Origin of the sequence: Bifidobacterium canis, from assembly GCF_009727065.1 — a bacterium.
Classification (GTDB): Bacteria; Actinomycetota; Actinomycetes; order Actinomycetales; family Bifidobacteriaceae; genus Bifidobacterium; species Bifidobacterium canis.
Genome location: NZ_WNLP01000013.1, coordinates 16,124 through 28,646, shown reverse-complemented (window position 1 = coordinate 28,646; position 12,523 = coordinate 16,124). Strand labels below are relative to the sequence as shown.

Sequence of the window (12,523 nt, the reverse complement as noted above, 5' to 3'; positions counted from 1 at the left end):
TCGCACGTCCGGATCATCCCGCGAGTGCGGGCAAACGGGTGCGCCGGGTCGATGTATGTGGCGCGCGCGATCATCCCGCGAGTGCGGGCAAACGCGAACGCAGTCCAGCCGTCCGGGTCGGCTTTCGGATCATCCCCGCGAGTGCGGGGCAAACAACACCGCATCGATCGACCAGCTGCGCAAGGACGGATCATCCCCGCGAGTGCGGGGCAAACAACGGTATTTCCAACAGCACCGGCTGGCCGAACGGATCATCCCCGCGAGTGCGGGGCAAACGGCATCGAGATGAAGACCGTCTTCACCGACGACGGATCATCCCCGCGAGTGCGGGGCAAACAGTCCGGCTTTACTGACAAATCATACTCTGCGCATGCCTGAAAATTCAATTTGCACACTCGGTATGAATATCATCGTAACCTCCTGGAAACCACTTTACCCGACCCTCCCCATAGATGCACAAACCATAATTCGTCTGTCGTTCTGAGCATCTCATATTTGGAATAACAGTTTTCTTTACTGCTGTAACTTGTATTGGGTTGATATACTTGATGCGTCTTGCATGAGCAGGAGTGATCCAGGGTTGACATAGTATTCGAAGGGCGCCCCGCAGCTGCGGGGATTATTGATGTGTAATGAGTTGATTTGACATATTTAACAAAGGGGTTAAAATAATAGTCACTAATCATAGGTGATTGAGAGGGGCACAATGGCAATCAATCCCGGCTTATCCGACCGAAGCGAGTCAATCTGGGCCAAAAGCGTCTTCCGTGGAGACCCTGATGACCACCGATACCTCCAATTGTGGCAGCATTTACGAGATACTGCGGCTGTGGCGCGTCGTGTCTGGGATGATTTCCTTCCAGACGGCATCAAAAGCAATATAATTTCTGATGTAGGCACTGAAGAGGCAGCATTGGGGCTCGCGTTGTTTCTCGCGATGATCCATGACGTTGGCAAGGCATCGCCGGCATTCGAAGTGCAATGCGACTATCTCTGTGACCGTGTTAGGGAACATGGCTTGACGATTGATGCGCGCTTCTTCGAGGGGCACAAAGAGGAACGTTCTGAATACCGGCATGAGCTGGTTGGGTATCAAACTGTGTGCCAGTGGTTTGCGAATAGGGGATATCAGACCGACGACAATAGCTTGGCCAACAATATTGCCTATATTATTGGCAGTCATCATGGCACATGCGTCACCGCCAGCAAGAAGAGACTCCTCAGCAAATTGGGAGCCAAACATTATCTCGGTGGCGATCAGTGGGGCGAAGTCCGCCAGAATATCATCGACTGGGCGGCACAAGAGACCGATTTTGCTGCAACGCTGGCATTGCTGAATAACAGGCCTTTATGTTGCCATACGCAGATTTTGCTGACGTCCATTGTGATTATTTCCGACTGGATCGCCAGTGATAGTTGGCTATTTCCGCTGAATTCCAACGAAATTGACGAACAATATTTTGACGAACATAAACGTGTGCGCCGTGCTTGGCGGTTGCTGAATCTTCCATACCCGTGGCAGGTCTCATTGGAAGAGCTGACCCCAGATGACATGTTTGCCGAACGTTTCGATATACCAGGGGCCCATTTACGTCCCGTCCAATACGAAGCCGTTCATTTAGCTCAAACGATGCCAACTCCAGGACTCATGATTATCGAAGCGAACATGGGCGAGGGAAAGACGGAAGCTGCTCTACTTGCCGCAGAAGTGTTGGCTGGTCGTTTCGGTTGCGGCGGCATGTACTATGCGCTGCCCACGCAAACAACTGCAAATGCGATGTTCCACCGCGCTCTGAACTGGATAGGTCATCTGCCCGCTCCTGAGCAGGGAACTTTGGGCTCTGTATTCCTATCCCACGGAAAACGCGAACAGAACGCCGAGTACTTTGAGCTGGAAGAGCGAACACTCGATGACGGCATGCGAGATCAACCATCTGATGCCGATTATTCCGTGGATGATGAGAGTCAATCTGCTTATGATTCCGTGCATAGCAACTCAAGAATGAGTATTGAGGCAGTAGTTAATTCTTGGCTATCCGGGCGCAAGCGCGGTAATCTCGCCAATTTCGTGCTCGGAACAGTTGATCAGGGGTTGATGATGTCGCTGCAGTGCAAACATGTTATGCTCCGGCATCTTGCTTTGCCGGCAAAGTGGTCATTTTCGATGAGATTCACTCAAATACTGCGTATATGAACGTGTATTTGGAAGATACTCTGTCTTGGTTGGGAGTGTATGGAACGCCGGTCATCATGCTGAGCGCAACTCTCCCGCAGGAGAAACGTGAGGCATTTCTAGAGGCATATCGGAAGGGCACTGCCGCACGAAAAAGCGAGCTCGCTAAGCCGGAATTGCCTATGGTGGATTTTCTGAGTGCTCGTAGCAGTGCCATAGGCGCAAAGACATTGAACCATAGTTCAGACAGTTCCTCCGCTGAAATGGAAGTCGAACACGCAGATGAAGAGTCTTTGGATATGCGCTACCCGCTTATTTCATACGTGTCTGGTGACGGTGCGCCGCAATCTATTGCGCCGGAAGCATCTGGTCGTGAATCTGTTGTGCAAGTGCAGCGGATCGCAGACGATGATGAGACGCTAGTTCAGTTGTTGCGAGACAAACTTGCTGACGGCGGCTGTGCCGTGGTCGTGCGCGATACTGTGCAGCGTGCCCAACATGCATACGAGGTGCTGAAGGACGCTTTCTGCGATGAACTGGAAGTATCGTTGACTCATGCCCGCTACTTGGCGTGCGATCGAGCTGCTACTGATGCTTGCTTATTGGAACGCTTTGGTAAGAGCAGCACTCCTGATACCCGTCAAGGCATAGTGGTGGCTACGCAGGTTGTGGAGCAGTCCTTGGACGTTGACTTCGATTTGATGATCACTGATATCGCACCGGCAGATTTGATTTTGCAACGTGCCGGTCGACTGCATAGACATCATAGGGGAGTAGACGAATGCGATCGTCCGGAACCGTTGCGTCAAGCTCAGCTCTACATCAGCGGCATGGAGGATTGTGATTTCGAACAGTCTCCGACGTTTGCCAAGTCCCTCGAACGGGTATATCAGCGATTCTTCCTGATGCGCACGGTTGCGCTGATGAAACTGTGTGACTTCGAGCCCACGCAGTTGCATCTGCCGCAGGATATACCGGCATTGGTTCAGCGGGTGTATGACGTGAACGCCAACTGCTGCCCGGATGCATGGCAGTCGTCCGAAGACGATGCCCGCGCAAAATTACTGAAACACTTGCGAGACAGTGAAGAGAAAGCTGCGCAATTCCGTATTTTCAAACCGGACGAAGCGCAGTCGCCTTTCTTTCTTGGCGACTGGCTGAAAAAGAGCATGCCCGACCCAGATACGGCAAGAGATTCCGCGAGCAGACAGGCTCGTGCATCTGTGCGTGACAGTGACGATTCGTTTGAAGTACTGGTGCTGCAAAGGGACGCTGAGGGGAATCTTTGCTTACCTGAATGGATGGATGACTCTCCTCGTCGTGTGCTTTCAGGTGGGTTTGAGCCACTTTCCGCAGAACGAGTTCGTGCTGTGCTGTCATGCTCCATTTCTCTCAGCGGCACCTCGGTATGCTGGCAAAATCTGGATGCAGTTATTGCTGCTTTGGAAACCCAGCAGGATGATCTTGATGACTGGTTCGTGCTCATGCAGCAGAATCGTGAGTTGAATGGTCAGCTTCCTCTTGTGCTGGATACTGAGGGAAATGCTGTGCTGCGGATTCGTAATGACCAGCGTAAGACCACTAGACAGTTGTGTATTCACTATTCAAAGGAGAAAGGATGGGAAGCGCATGCCGAACAATGAAACGTCGCAAACAACGGATCATGCATCGTTCAACTTGCTTGACCGGCCTTGGATACCGGTGACCATGAAGAATGGCGCTTCAAACGAGGTGTCATTGATAGATCTAATCAGGCAATCGGTGGATATTGCGAGGATCTCAACCGGCAATCCGATGCAGGACGCAGCCATTTTACGCACGGCTGTCGCGGTGTTGTATGGCACGTTTGGAAACGACATCTCGAAAGACCAGTGGAACCAGATTCTGGACATAGGGCCAGGCAACCCGGCGATTTTGGGTGTGCTGAACCAGTATTTCGATACGTACCATGATCGGTTCGATCTTTTCGATGAACACAGGCCGTTCTACCAGGTGGCCGGACTCCACACCGCAAAAACGAATTCTCCGGTTTGGAGAAGATAGTCTCCGACATCCCCTCGAATGAGAACTCTCGTTTGTTCTCCATCCGCAGCGCGCAATCCCTGCAACGCATGAGTTCCGCTGAAGCTGCCCGATGGCTGGTGACCACGCAGGCATTCGATCCTTCAGGAATCAAATCCGGTGCTGTCGGCGATTCACGAGTAAAAGGAGGCAAAGGCTATCCGCTCGGCATCGCATGGAGTGGGCATTTGGGCATTATTGTTGCTGAAGGTGCCAATCTCTGGAAAACGCTGATGTTCCAATACATAGGACGAAGCGTTTTGGGCGCCAGTGATCCCAATGTGACGTGGACTGACGATGCACCTGCATGGGAGCGACATCCTTTGACGGAGAAGCCGGAAGAAGGCTTCAACCAGCCAGAGGAGGCCACTGGAATTGCCTCGTATTGCCATGGGCCAGCGACGTTGCTCACTTGGCAGTCACGACGCATCCTGTTCAGGCATGACGGGGAAACGGTGACGGGTGTGCTGTTGTGCAATGGTGATCGTCTCAAACCGCAGAACGCTCAGGGTTATGAGATGATGACCGCATGGCGTCGCAGCCCTAACCAAGAGAAGAGCTTGAAGATGCCGTTGGTATATATGCCAAGAAAGCATGACCCCTCGCGAGCATTGTGGCGCAACCTGCCTGTACTCACGGTTCCGCAGGAAGAGCATGAGAACCGGAATTCACCAGAAACTCTTCGCCCTCGAAACCTCGATTGGCTGGAGCAAATGGGTGTGCAAGATCAACCCATCCGTTTGCATGCATACGGAGTGATGTATGGCAATAATGATGCTGTGATCGACTCCACCGTGGATGATTCACTTGATTTGAACCTCTGCATATTGACTGCGGAAGATCCTCGCGTTGGCCAAGCCATTACCGATGCCATCAACGTCACAGATGACGGCATCTCCATACTGGCGAATTTTGCCGGCAACGTGGCAAAATCCGCAGGACTCGATCCGGAAGAGCCACGGCGCCAAGCACGGGAACTGGCATATTCCACATTCGACAGGGAGTTCCGCGGCTGGCTGCGCGGTGTCACCGTAGAAAACTGTGAGGAAAACTGCGGAAATGGGCTCAGCAGGTAAGGTCCACGCTCCTTGAACTGGAATTCGAACTTGCACAGCAAGCGCCCACCAGCGCCATCATTGGGCGTGATGTTAAGGAGAACAAAGACGCGGATCCAAAGCATTATTGCGTCGCGCTCGCGGAGAACTGGTTCAAAGCAGCGCTCAATAAACGAATTTCAAAGGAGGAAGCGTGAGCCAAACAACGCCAGAACAAGAATATAAGCTCACCCCATTCGGGGAATGGGTGTCGAAGAAAGTTCGAACACTCGTCAACGGGCATGATGGCAGATCCGACGGATATCTTGATGACAATGCCAAAGCAGTGGCTGACATTGCGCGACTAGCTCATGCAGCGGGGCACGAGGTCGGTGCGGATCCAGCTATCATTCCGCTGACGGTGCCACAGATGGATGATACGGAAATCTATCCACACGGTGTTGGCTCCTTTAGTGGCCCTACTGATGAGGAGCGCGCCGCCCATGCGGCAATCACTCTTTTTGCAGTTCATCAGCAGTCACAACGCAATCAGCCCATGCACGTGGACGCGTATGTCTCATTGGGAAGAGCCACAGGTGCCATGGCATATGGGAACTTCAATGAGAAAGGAATCCGTTCAACATTCGACAAAATGCAGACCGCATCAAGCTGGGCAGAAATGATTCGCCACGCACGCCGTCTCATCGCTCTTCTCAAGCGAGAGGATCAGCCTCTTAATTACGGTTTGTTTGCTCAAGATTTGATGCGTCTGCGTCAAGGGCGTACCGCAGCCAATGCCGTTCGTCTGCGGTGGGGGCGCGATTTTCAGAGTGCCTATATGAACGAAAAGAACAAATCCGATAATTCAAAGCAATCGCAAAAGTAAACAATCTCACAACATTATTTATATTGAAAGGAACACCAATGTCCGAGAGAACCATCGTTGAAATCCACGCACTGGAAACCACGGCTGCAGCGAATCTGAATCGTGACGATACCGGAAGTCCGAAAACTATGGAATATGGCGGAGTCACCAGAGCGCGCGTATCAAGCCAGGCTTGGAAACGCCCGATCCGTCGAATGTTCGACGATCTGCTGGATCCGCAGGATCTTGGCATCCGCAGTAAGAAGGTCGTAGACATCTTGAGCAAACGCATCATCGCCCTTGATGAGTCACTGGCCGATGAAGCCTCAGAACTTGCCGAAGCGGTGCTGAGCAAAGGTGCCGGTATCAAGCTCACGGCTCCTCGCAAAAAGAAGGGAACTGAAGATCAGGAAGACAATCGCCTGAACCAATCTTCGTATCTGCTGTTCCTCGGTAAGCGTCAATACGATGCACTTGCCCAGCTCGCTGTCGATACGCGTAAGGAATCCTCGGATCTCAAGGAAGCGCAGACTGCCATCGGCAAAATGAAGAAGCAGATCAAGCAGATCATTAAAGATGACAAGGCCATTGACGTTGCCTTGTTCGGCCGTATGGTCGCCGATGACACGGATCTCAATGTTGATGCCGCCTCCCAGTTCGCCAATGCATTCAGCGTACAAGCTGTAGATACGGAATCCGACTTCTACACGGCTGTGGATGATGAGAAAAGGCAAGCGATGACGATGACGAGAACGGTGGTGACAGTGGCGCCGCCATGCTCGGCGAGATCGAGTTCAACGCCGCCACATACTACCGTTTCGCGGATGTTGACGCCAACCGTCTCTTCGACACGTTGGGCGACGTTGATGCCACAGCCAAAGCGATCGGCGCATTGGTGAAGGCGTTCGTCATGAGCATGCCGCAGGGTAAGAGCACGACCTTCGCGCAGGGGACGCTGCCGGATCTGGTTGTCGTAAATGTTCGTGACACGCAAGCGGTGAACATGAGCGGCGCATTCCTCACCCCGGTGAAACCGGATTATGTGGAGAACGCAACCAAGGCACTCGTAAAGCGGGCACAGGAAATGGACAAAGTCTATGGCGTGGCACCAGTGAAAACATGGGTGGTACGTATCGGGGATGCCACGAAGTCTGCCGATGCGCTCGCTGAACCAGTGTCTTTGCAACAGCTCGTTGATGGTGTGGAGGAAACCGTCGCGTCCCGCCTGAGTCAGGAGTGAGATGTCAGTTCTACTTATGGTCTTGAAAGGTCCTCTGCAAGCATGGGGGTCAACTAGCCGATTCGCACGCAGAGACACCAATCCAGTGCCTACGAAAAGCGGTGTTATCGGTATGGTTGCTGCCGCCTTGGGAATCGGGCGTGAAGACTCGCTGTCTCGTTTCGAGAACCTTCGTTTTGGCGTTCGCGCTGATCAGCCAGGAACCCTACTGGACGATTATCAGACAGCGAGAACCGAAACGGGGAACATACTTCCTGTCTCCCACAGGTTCTATTTGCAGGATGCTGTTTTTCTTGCCGCATTGGAAAGTGATGTCCGAAAGCAGCTGGAGGAATTCCAAAGTGCGCTTCATGCGCCACACTATCCGCTGTTTCTCGGACGTCGTACTTGTGTGCCGGATGGTCCGATCGTCACATTTCTAGTTGACTCTTCGCTGGAAGACGCATTGCGTAATGCTCCTTGGCAAGCGGAGGAGTGGTATCAACGGCGAATGCTTCGCCGGTCGAAACGAGTCCAAGCGAGTGGGGCAGAATCAGTGTATCCCAATATCGCCGAAATCATCGTTGAACCGCCGGTTGGCGAAGAACCTGAGCACGGGTTCCTGGAGACTCTCAACGATGAGCCGGTGAGTTTTGATCCAAACAATCGACAGTGGACGAGTCGACAATATAGGCGAATTGAACCATTGGAGGTCTCGCTCGATAATCAGTTCAGTCATGAAGACTGGTTCAACGCAGTAAGCCAGATGGGAGAGAAGTAATGACAGTTTTCTCCAGAATAATCGTCAATTCACGAGATAGGCGTGCACTGTATGTCTTCAGCTCGCTGGAACGACTTCATGCTGTTATTGCGCGTGCAACGAACTCGGAAAATCAGAGTGGGCAGGGGAGAACGCTGTGGCGTTTGGATAACGCATCTCATAGCACTCTGCAGCGTCTCTATATCGTCTCGCCATCAGTTCCGGACTACTCTGTGTTTGAGGAGGAGCTGGGAGTAAACGCGGAAGATGACTGCTCAAGTTGTGAGTATGAGCCTTTCCTGAGTCGTTTGGAATGCGGACAGGAGTGGGCGTTCAGAATCACCGTCAACCCGACTCATTCCCCCGTATCTGAAACTCCAGGCGTGCGTGGGCATCGTAAACCGATCATCAGGCGTGATGAACAAGAGGAATGGTTGTTCAGGAAGTTCCAAAAATTGGTTGTCATATGACCATCAACAGATTGGAGCAGCCGGAAGTCGCCATACGTGGAGCACAAGAAGTGTCATTCCGCAAGCGCGGCACCACTGTTACGCTGACACGAGTCACGTTCGAAGGAATACTCTCCATAGATGATCCCGACACCTTGCGAAAAGCATTGGCGGAGGGAATCGGGTCTGCGAAAGCCTACGGTTGCGGTTTGCTGACACTCGCGCCATTGCAAGCGCGTGTAATCGACAAACTCTAAGGTTACGGCAGGGAGACGAGCATGAGTAACGTACCGGGAGTGAAACCACCGGAATTGAAATCCTTGGTCCGTGTGCAAGACAGGCTGACTTTCCTGTATGCGGAGCATTGCTCTGTCAATCGTGAGGATAATGCGATCACCATAACGGACAAAAGAGGAACGGTGCATGTTCCCGCAGCCGCGTTAAGTGTGCTCATGCTCGGTCCCGGCAGCAACGTAACTCATGCCGCCATCAGCTTGCTGGCTGAGTCGCGTTCTACTTGCATCTGGGTGGGTGAGCGAGGCGTCCGCTACTACTGTCACGGAGCTTCGCTCGCCAATTCCACAAAACTGTTGGAAAAGCAGGCGAGACTTGTCTCTTCTGAGCGAAGTCGTCTCAAAGTTGCAAGAAAAATGTATGCCATGCGTTTTCCAGGTGAGAAAACAGATGGTCTCACCATGCAGCAGTTGCTTGGTAAAGAGGGAACGCGAGTGCGTAAGGCATATGAACGCGAATCTAAGAGAACGGGAGTGCTCTGGTCGGGGCGCTCATATAAAACAACGGATTTCGATGACGCAGATACCGTCAATAAAGCATTGTCGGCAGTGAATACGTCACTCTATGGTGTGGTTCATGCGGTCATTGTATCGTTGGGTTGTTCCCCGGGACTCGGTTTTGTGCACGCGCGAGACGAGCGTAGCTTTGTGTATGACATCGCTGATTTATACAAAGTAGATATCACTATTCCGTTGGCATTCGATCTTGCCGCGCTGGAGGTTGAAGATGTTTCCTCGGCTGCTCGAAAAGCGCTGAGAGACAGGATGAAAGACGGCAAGTTTCTCGCGCGGTGTGTGCATGACATTCGGTATCTCTTTTCTGAGGAAGCAGAGGACGAGGTGCAGACTGAAGTGCGGGATATCACTACGCAGATCTGGGCGGGAGCTGCAGGGTATTCCAGTGCCGGGCACAACTTCTCCGACGAGTTCTGATTTGCGGAATGGTTGGTGATGCGTGATGATCGTCGTTGTATTGACTGCTGCTCCGCCCAAAATACGCGGGCACCTTACACGCTGGCTGTTTGAAATATCTCCAGGCGTGTATGTGGGCAAAGTATCTGCGCGCGTGCGAGAACTGCTGTGGGAACAGATACTTGACAATATCGGTGATGGACGTGCCGTTATGGTGTTCGCAGCCAATAATGAGCAAGGATTGGAATTCAAGACCTATGGTCAGGACTGGACTCCGGTGGATTATGAGGGACTTGAGCTGATTATGCGGCCAAACGAGGAAAGTGCGCGCGAACGTCCAGCGCGTCATAGGAGCGGCTGGAGTAATGCCTCGAGATTCCGCCGCTTTGGGAGATAGGTGAGAGCATGTGGGCCGGTTCGCGTAGTTATGTTTTTAGGTATACCTAGATGTTTGCCCCGCACCTGCGGGGATGATCCGATGCTGGCATATTGGCCGGGTGGTGCTACTGATGCCGTCGCCCCTAGGATTCCCAACCATTCACGTCTCCTTCGATACCGCTCCGACCTTTTAGTCACTATATTCGTTATTTCATGCTTGCAATATTGACTGCAAAGATTACACTCACATAGTCTGCTATTAGTAGACAATAATATTCTCGCATGATGGGGAACTGTCATCAGAATTGAACACGACAGAGCGGTGCTGTTCTGCGGATGAAAACAACCGCAATGATCATGCTGTATGGCGGTTAGAGCTACTGCGGTATACGTTCGCTGGGGTCAATGAGGAGAGTGAGTTATGAAGACAGCAGATGATGATTCCCCAGGCATTGTGGGTTGCATATTCATTGCTGTGACGTCCATATTGTTATTGATGACAATTTGGGCACTCATCAAACATGGCGCATGGCGCGAGGTTTTTACGTCATGGAACTGCTGGATTCTCGCAACTGTGGTTTCACTGCCCGCCCCTATCGGGTTGACGCTGCGAGGTCGGTTCGGTGGCAAACGTCACTCTCGTCGGTAGAGAGCAGATCTCTTGCTAGAGATTGCGCTGGAACGAAAAGCATGAATCTGAAGTCCATGCGACGAGCGTGGAGATAAAATCTAACTGTTCTAAGTTCATCTCACAGGAAGGTGTGCCCGTGCTGAATACCCGGCAAGTGACTGGTCTGCTCTATTCCATGGGGCATACGTTCGACAACCTGAACTCGACCTACCTGGCCACAGAGAAGTTTTTGAGCACATCCGACCCGCACGCGATTGGTTCGCGCGCCGACCTGGATCTGCTGGAAGATCTGCGCGATGCCGCAGCATATATGTTGCATCACGATTATTCGCACGGGTTGGATATTGATTTTATTCGCGGGATTAACGCTCATCTCAAACGCACAGCCGCACTGGAGCCTGGAGAGCTCAGGAACCAAGCAAACATTATGGTTCGTACAATGGCGGGTGACTACATTCCTCCCATTCCTGACGCCGTGCAGATCAAGAAAATTCTGGACGCTGCAAATGAAAGTTCCGGAAGTCAGACCGATACCGCGCGGCTGTTCGTTTCTTTAGCACGCATGCAGCCGTTCGGTGACGGCAACAAACGCACCGCACTGCTCGCCGCCAATGGACTGCTGCTCATGCACGGCGAAGATAAGGCCATGATTGTTCCCACTGCAGATCCCGAACGCCACGAGTTCAACAGGCTGCTTGGCAACTGGTATATGCAAGACGATCCGACCGTGATTGATTGGCTTGCCGATTTCAACGCTCGCGTAGACGGCCTGGACGACTACGGTCACCCAGTGTTTATCGCATGATCCTAAATATAATTTGTCGGATTTTGCTTAGAACTAGGGGTTCCTTGGCGAGTAATAGCAGTATTTTGACTGCAACTTCCTCTCGGCTAAGCTGGTCACGTTATGTCTATTTGTAAAAACCGCGCCCAACTTGGAAAATACGCGCGCTATTTGGAGAAAACGTCAGGTTTTCGACCAAAAAGTGACTTATTTTCCAAATAGCGCGCGCATTTTCCAATTACTGCGCGCCGTTTCCAATTACCGCGCGTATTTTCCAAATAGACATAACGTGCCGAGGTCGCCGAAACGCTCGCCGCCGCTTCGCACGCAGCTCCGCGGAAGTCTTTGCGTATGCTCAGAGGCACTACGCAGAATGCTTCACATAGAGTGTTTTACGCAGAAAGGACATCGCTTGAACAGCGCAGATAACAATATAAATAGCAGTGCAGAAAACACCGCAGAGAATTCCACTGAATTCACCCTTCACCAAAGCACTGACGCCGACCAAGAGTTGATCCACGCCAAGTTGCGCGCATACAACCACCAGTTCTGGCGGAACACGCATGATTTCAGCTTCCATATTGAACACGATGGCAAGATAATCGCCGGCATCGTCGCCAGCGCCACATTCGAAACGCTCGAAGTCGAGTTTCTGTTCGTCGACGAGGAGTTTCGCGGCCGCGGACTCGGCACGCAACTGCTGCACACCGCGGAAGATCGCGCGCGTGCCGCCGGCGCCCGCCACGCATACCTGAACACCTACAGCTTCCAGGCGCCGAAGTTCTACCCGAAGCAGGGGTATCGCCAGCTGTTCTGTGTCGAACGCTGCCTCGGCCCCTACAATCAGTATTTCTTCTGGAAAGATCTCGCATAACTACGCAGCCGCTCGCACCAAACAAACAACCTATGGCGGAGCTTGCTGCGGTTCGCGCTACCGCACCAAGCCGCGCCGACTGCCCAATAA

14 protein-coding genes are annotated in these 12,523 nt (G+C 52.4%); all 14 read left to right on the top strand.

Annotation, left to right across the window (positions count from 1 at the left end):
* The first annotated feature begins 706 nt into the window (after positions 1–706).
* The 14 genes from GSD1FS_RS09130 (at position 707) to GSD1FS_RS09075 (ending at position 12,433) form a co-directional block, all read left to right on the top strand.
* Positions 707–2,194, top strand: a complete 1,488-nt coding sequence (locus GSD1FS_RS09130; protein ID WP_155589323.1) for a CRISPR-associated endonuclease Cas3'' — start codon at positions 707–709, stop codon at positions 2,192–2,194.
* The gene (gene cas3, locus GSD1FS_RS09125) at positions 2,191–3,816 is read left to right on the top strand and encodes a CRISPR-associated helicase Cas3' (protein WP_155589322.1); all 1,626 of its coding nucleotides are present in this window, start codon (positions 2,191–2,193) and stop codon (positions 3,814–3,816) included. The genes GSD1FS_RS09130 and cas3 overlap by 4 nt, the downstream gene beginning before the upstream one ends.
* Positions 3,803–4,216 carry a type I-E CRISPR-associated protein Cse1/CasA gene (gene casA, locus GSD1FS_RS10220; RefSeq protein WP_281349854.1) on the top strand — a complete coding sequence of 138 codons (414 nt, stop codon included), beginning with the start codon at positions 3,803–3,805 and terminating at the stop codon, positions 4,214–4,216. Before cas3 ends, casA (GSD1FS_RS10220) begins: the two co-directional genes overlap by 14 nt.
* Before the next feature lie 32 nt (positions 4,217–4,248).
* Positions 4,249–5,310 (top strand): type I-E CRISPR-associated protein Cse1/CasA, encoded by a 1,062-nt coding sequence (gene casA, locus GSD1FS_RS09120; protein WP_425481788.1) that lies wholly within the window; start codon positions 4,249–4,251, stop codon positions 5,308–5,310.
* Between the two features lie 172 nt (positions 5,311–5,482).
* Positions 5,483–6,154 (top strand): type I-E CRISPR-associated protein Cse2/CasB, encoded by a 672-nt coding sequence (casB, locus tag GSD1FS_RS09115; protein WP_343030271.1) that lies wholly within the window; start codon positions 5,483–5,485, stop codon positions 6,152–6,154.
* 38 nt (positions 6,155–6,192) lie between these two features.
* Positions 6,193–7,032 carry a type I-E CRISPR-associated protein Cas7/Cse4/CasC gene (locus GSD1FS_RS10070; RefSeq protein WP_343030270.1) on the top strand — a complete coding sequence of 280 codons (840 nt, stop codon included), beginning with the start codon at positions 6,193–6,195 and terminating at the stop codon, positions 7,030–7,032.
* On the top strand, positions 6,921–7,373 hold the full coding sequence (locus GSD1FS_RS10065) for a type I-E CRISPR-associated protein Cas7/Cse4/CasC (RefSeq protein ID WP_343030272.1): 453 nt from the start codon (positions 6,921–6,923) through the stop codon (positions 7,371–7,373). The genes GSD1FS_RS10070 and GSD1FS_RS10065 overlap by 112 nt, the downstream gene beginning before the upstream one ends.
* Position 7,374: 1 nt before the next feature.
* Positions 7,375–8,133, top strand: a complete 759-nt coding sequence (cas5e, locus tag GSD1FS_RS09105) for a type I-E CRISPR-associated protein Cas5/CasD (protein WP_155589321.1) — start codon at positions 7,375–7,377, stop codon at positions 8,131–8,133.
* The gene (locus GSD1FS_RS09100; protein WP_155589320.1) at positions 8,133–8,582 is read left to right on the top strand and encodes a type I-E CRISPR-associated protein Cas6/Cse3/CasE; all 450 of its coding nucleotides are present in this window, start codon (positions 8,133–8,135) and stop codon (positions 8,580–8,582) included. Before cas5e ends, GSD1FS_RS09100 begins: the two co-directional genes overlap by 1 nt.
* Positions 8,579–8,818: a type I-E CRISPR-associated protein Cas6/Cse3/CasE gene (cas6e, locus tag GSD1FS_RS10215; RefSeq protein WP_281349852.1), complete on the top strand. Its 240-nt coding sequence runs from the start codon at positions 8,579–8,581 to the stop codon at positions 8,816–8,818. The genes GSD1FS_RS09100 and cas6e overlap by 4 nt, the downstream gene beginning before the upstream one ends.
* Before the next feature lie 21 nt (positions 8,819–8,839).
* The gene (cas1e, locus tag GSD1FS_RS09090) at positions 8,840–9,787 is read left to right on the top strand and encodes a type I-E CRISPR-associated endonuclease Cas1e (protein ID WP_155589318.1); all 948 of its coding nucleotides are present in this window, start codon (positions 8,840–8,842) and stop codon (positions 9,785–9,787) included.
* A 25-nt stretch (positions 9,788–9,812) separates the two neighbouring features.
* Positions 9,813–10,163: a type I-E CRISPR-associated endoribonuclease Cas2e gene (gene cas2e, locus GSD1FS_RS09085; RefSeq protein ID WP_155589327.1), complete on the top strand. Its 351-nt coding sequence runs from the start codon at positions 9,813–9,815 to the stop codon at positions 10,161–10,163.
* A gap of 748 nt (positions 10,164–10,911) precedes the next feature.
* The gene (locus GSD1FS_RS09080) at positions 10,912–11,580 is read left to right on the top strand and encodes a Fic family protein (RefSeq protein WP_155589317.1); all 669 of its coding nucleotides are present in this window, start codon (positions 10,912–10,914) and stop codon (positions 11,578–11,580) included.
* A gap of 391 nt (positions 11,581–11,971) precedes the next feature.
* Positions 11,972–12,433, top strand: coding sequence for a GNAT family N-acetyltransferase (locus GSD1FS_RS09075; protein ID WP_196425077.1), 462 nt, complete (start codon positions 11,972–11,974; stop codon positions 12,431–12,433).
* Positions 12,434–12,523: the final 90 nt, after the last annotated feature.

What these genes read in the sequence shown, in the direction of transcription:
- cas6e (WP_281349852.1), top strand. Translation starts at nt 8,579, where the DNA reads ATGACCATCAACAGATTGGAGCAGCCGGAAGTCGCCATACGTGGAGCA.
- cas3 (WP_155589322.1), top strand. Translation starts at nt 2,191, where the DNA reads ATGAACGTGTATTTGGAAGATACTCTGTCTTGGTTGGGAGTGTATGGA.
- cas5e (WP_155589321.1), top strand. Translation starts at nt 7,375, where the DNA reads ATGTCAGTTCTACTTATGGTCTTGAAAGGTCCTCTGCAAGCATGGGGG.
- cas2e (WP_155589327.1), top strand. Translation starts at nt 9,813, where the DNA reads ATGATCGTCGTTGTATTGACTGCTGCTCCGCCCAAAATACGCGGGCAC.
- GSD1FS_RS09130 (WP_155589323.1), top strand. Translation starts at nt 707, where the DNA reads ATGGCAATCAATCCCGGCTTATCCGACCGAAGCGAGTCAATCTGGGCC.
- GSD1FS_RS09100 (WP_155589320.1), top strand. Translation starts at nt 8,133, where the DNA reads ATGACAGTTTTCTCCAGAATAATCGTCAATTCACGAGATAGGCGTGCA.
- casA (WP_281349854.1), top strand. Translation starts at nt 3,803, where the DNA reads ATGCCGAACAATGAAACGTCGCAAACAACGGATCATGCATCGTTCAAC.
- GSD1FS_RS10070 (WP_343030270.1), top strand. Translation starts at nt 6,193, where the DNA reads ATGTCCGAGAGAACCATCGTTGAAATCCACGCACTGGAAACCACGGCT.
- cas1e (WP_155589318.1), top strand. Translation starts at nt 8,840, where the DNA reads ATGAGTAACGTACCGGGAGTGAAACCACCGGAATTGAAATCCTTGGTC.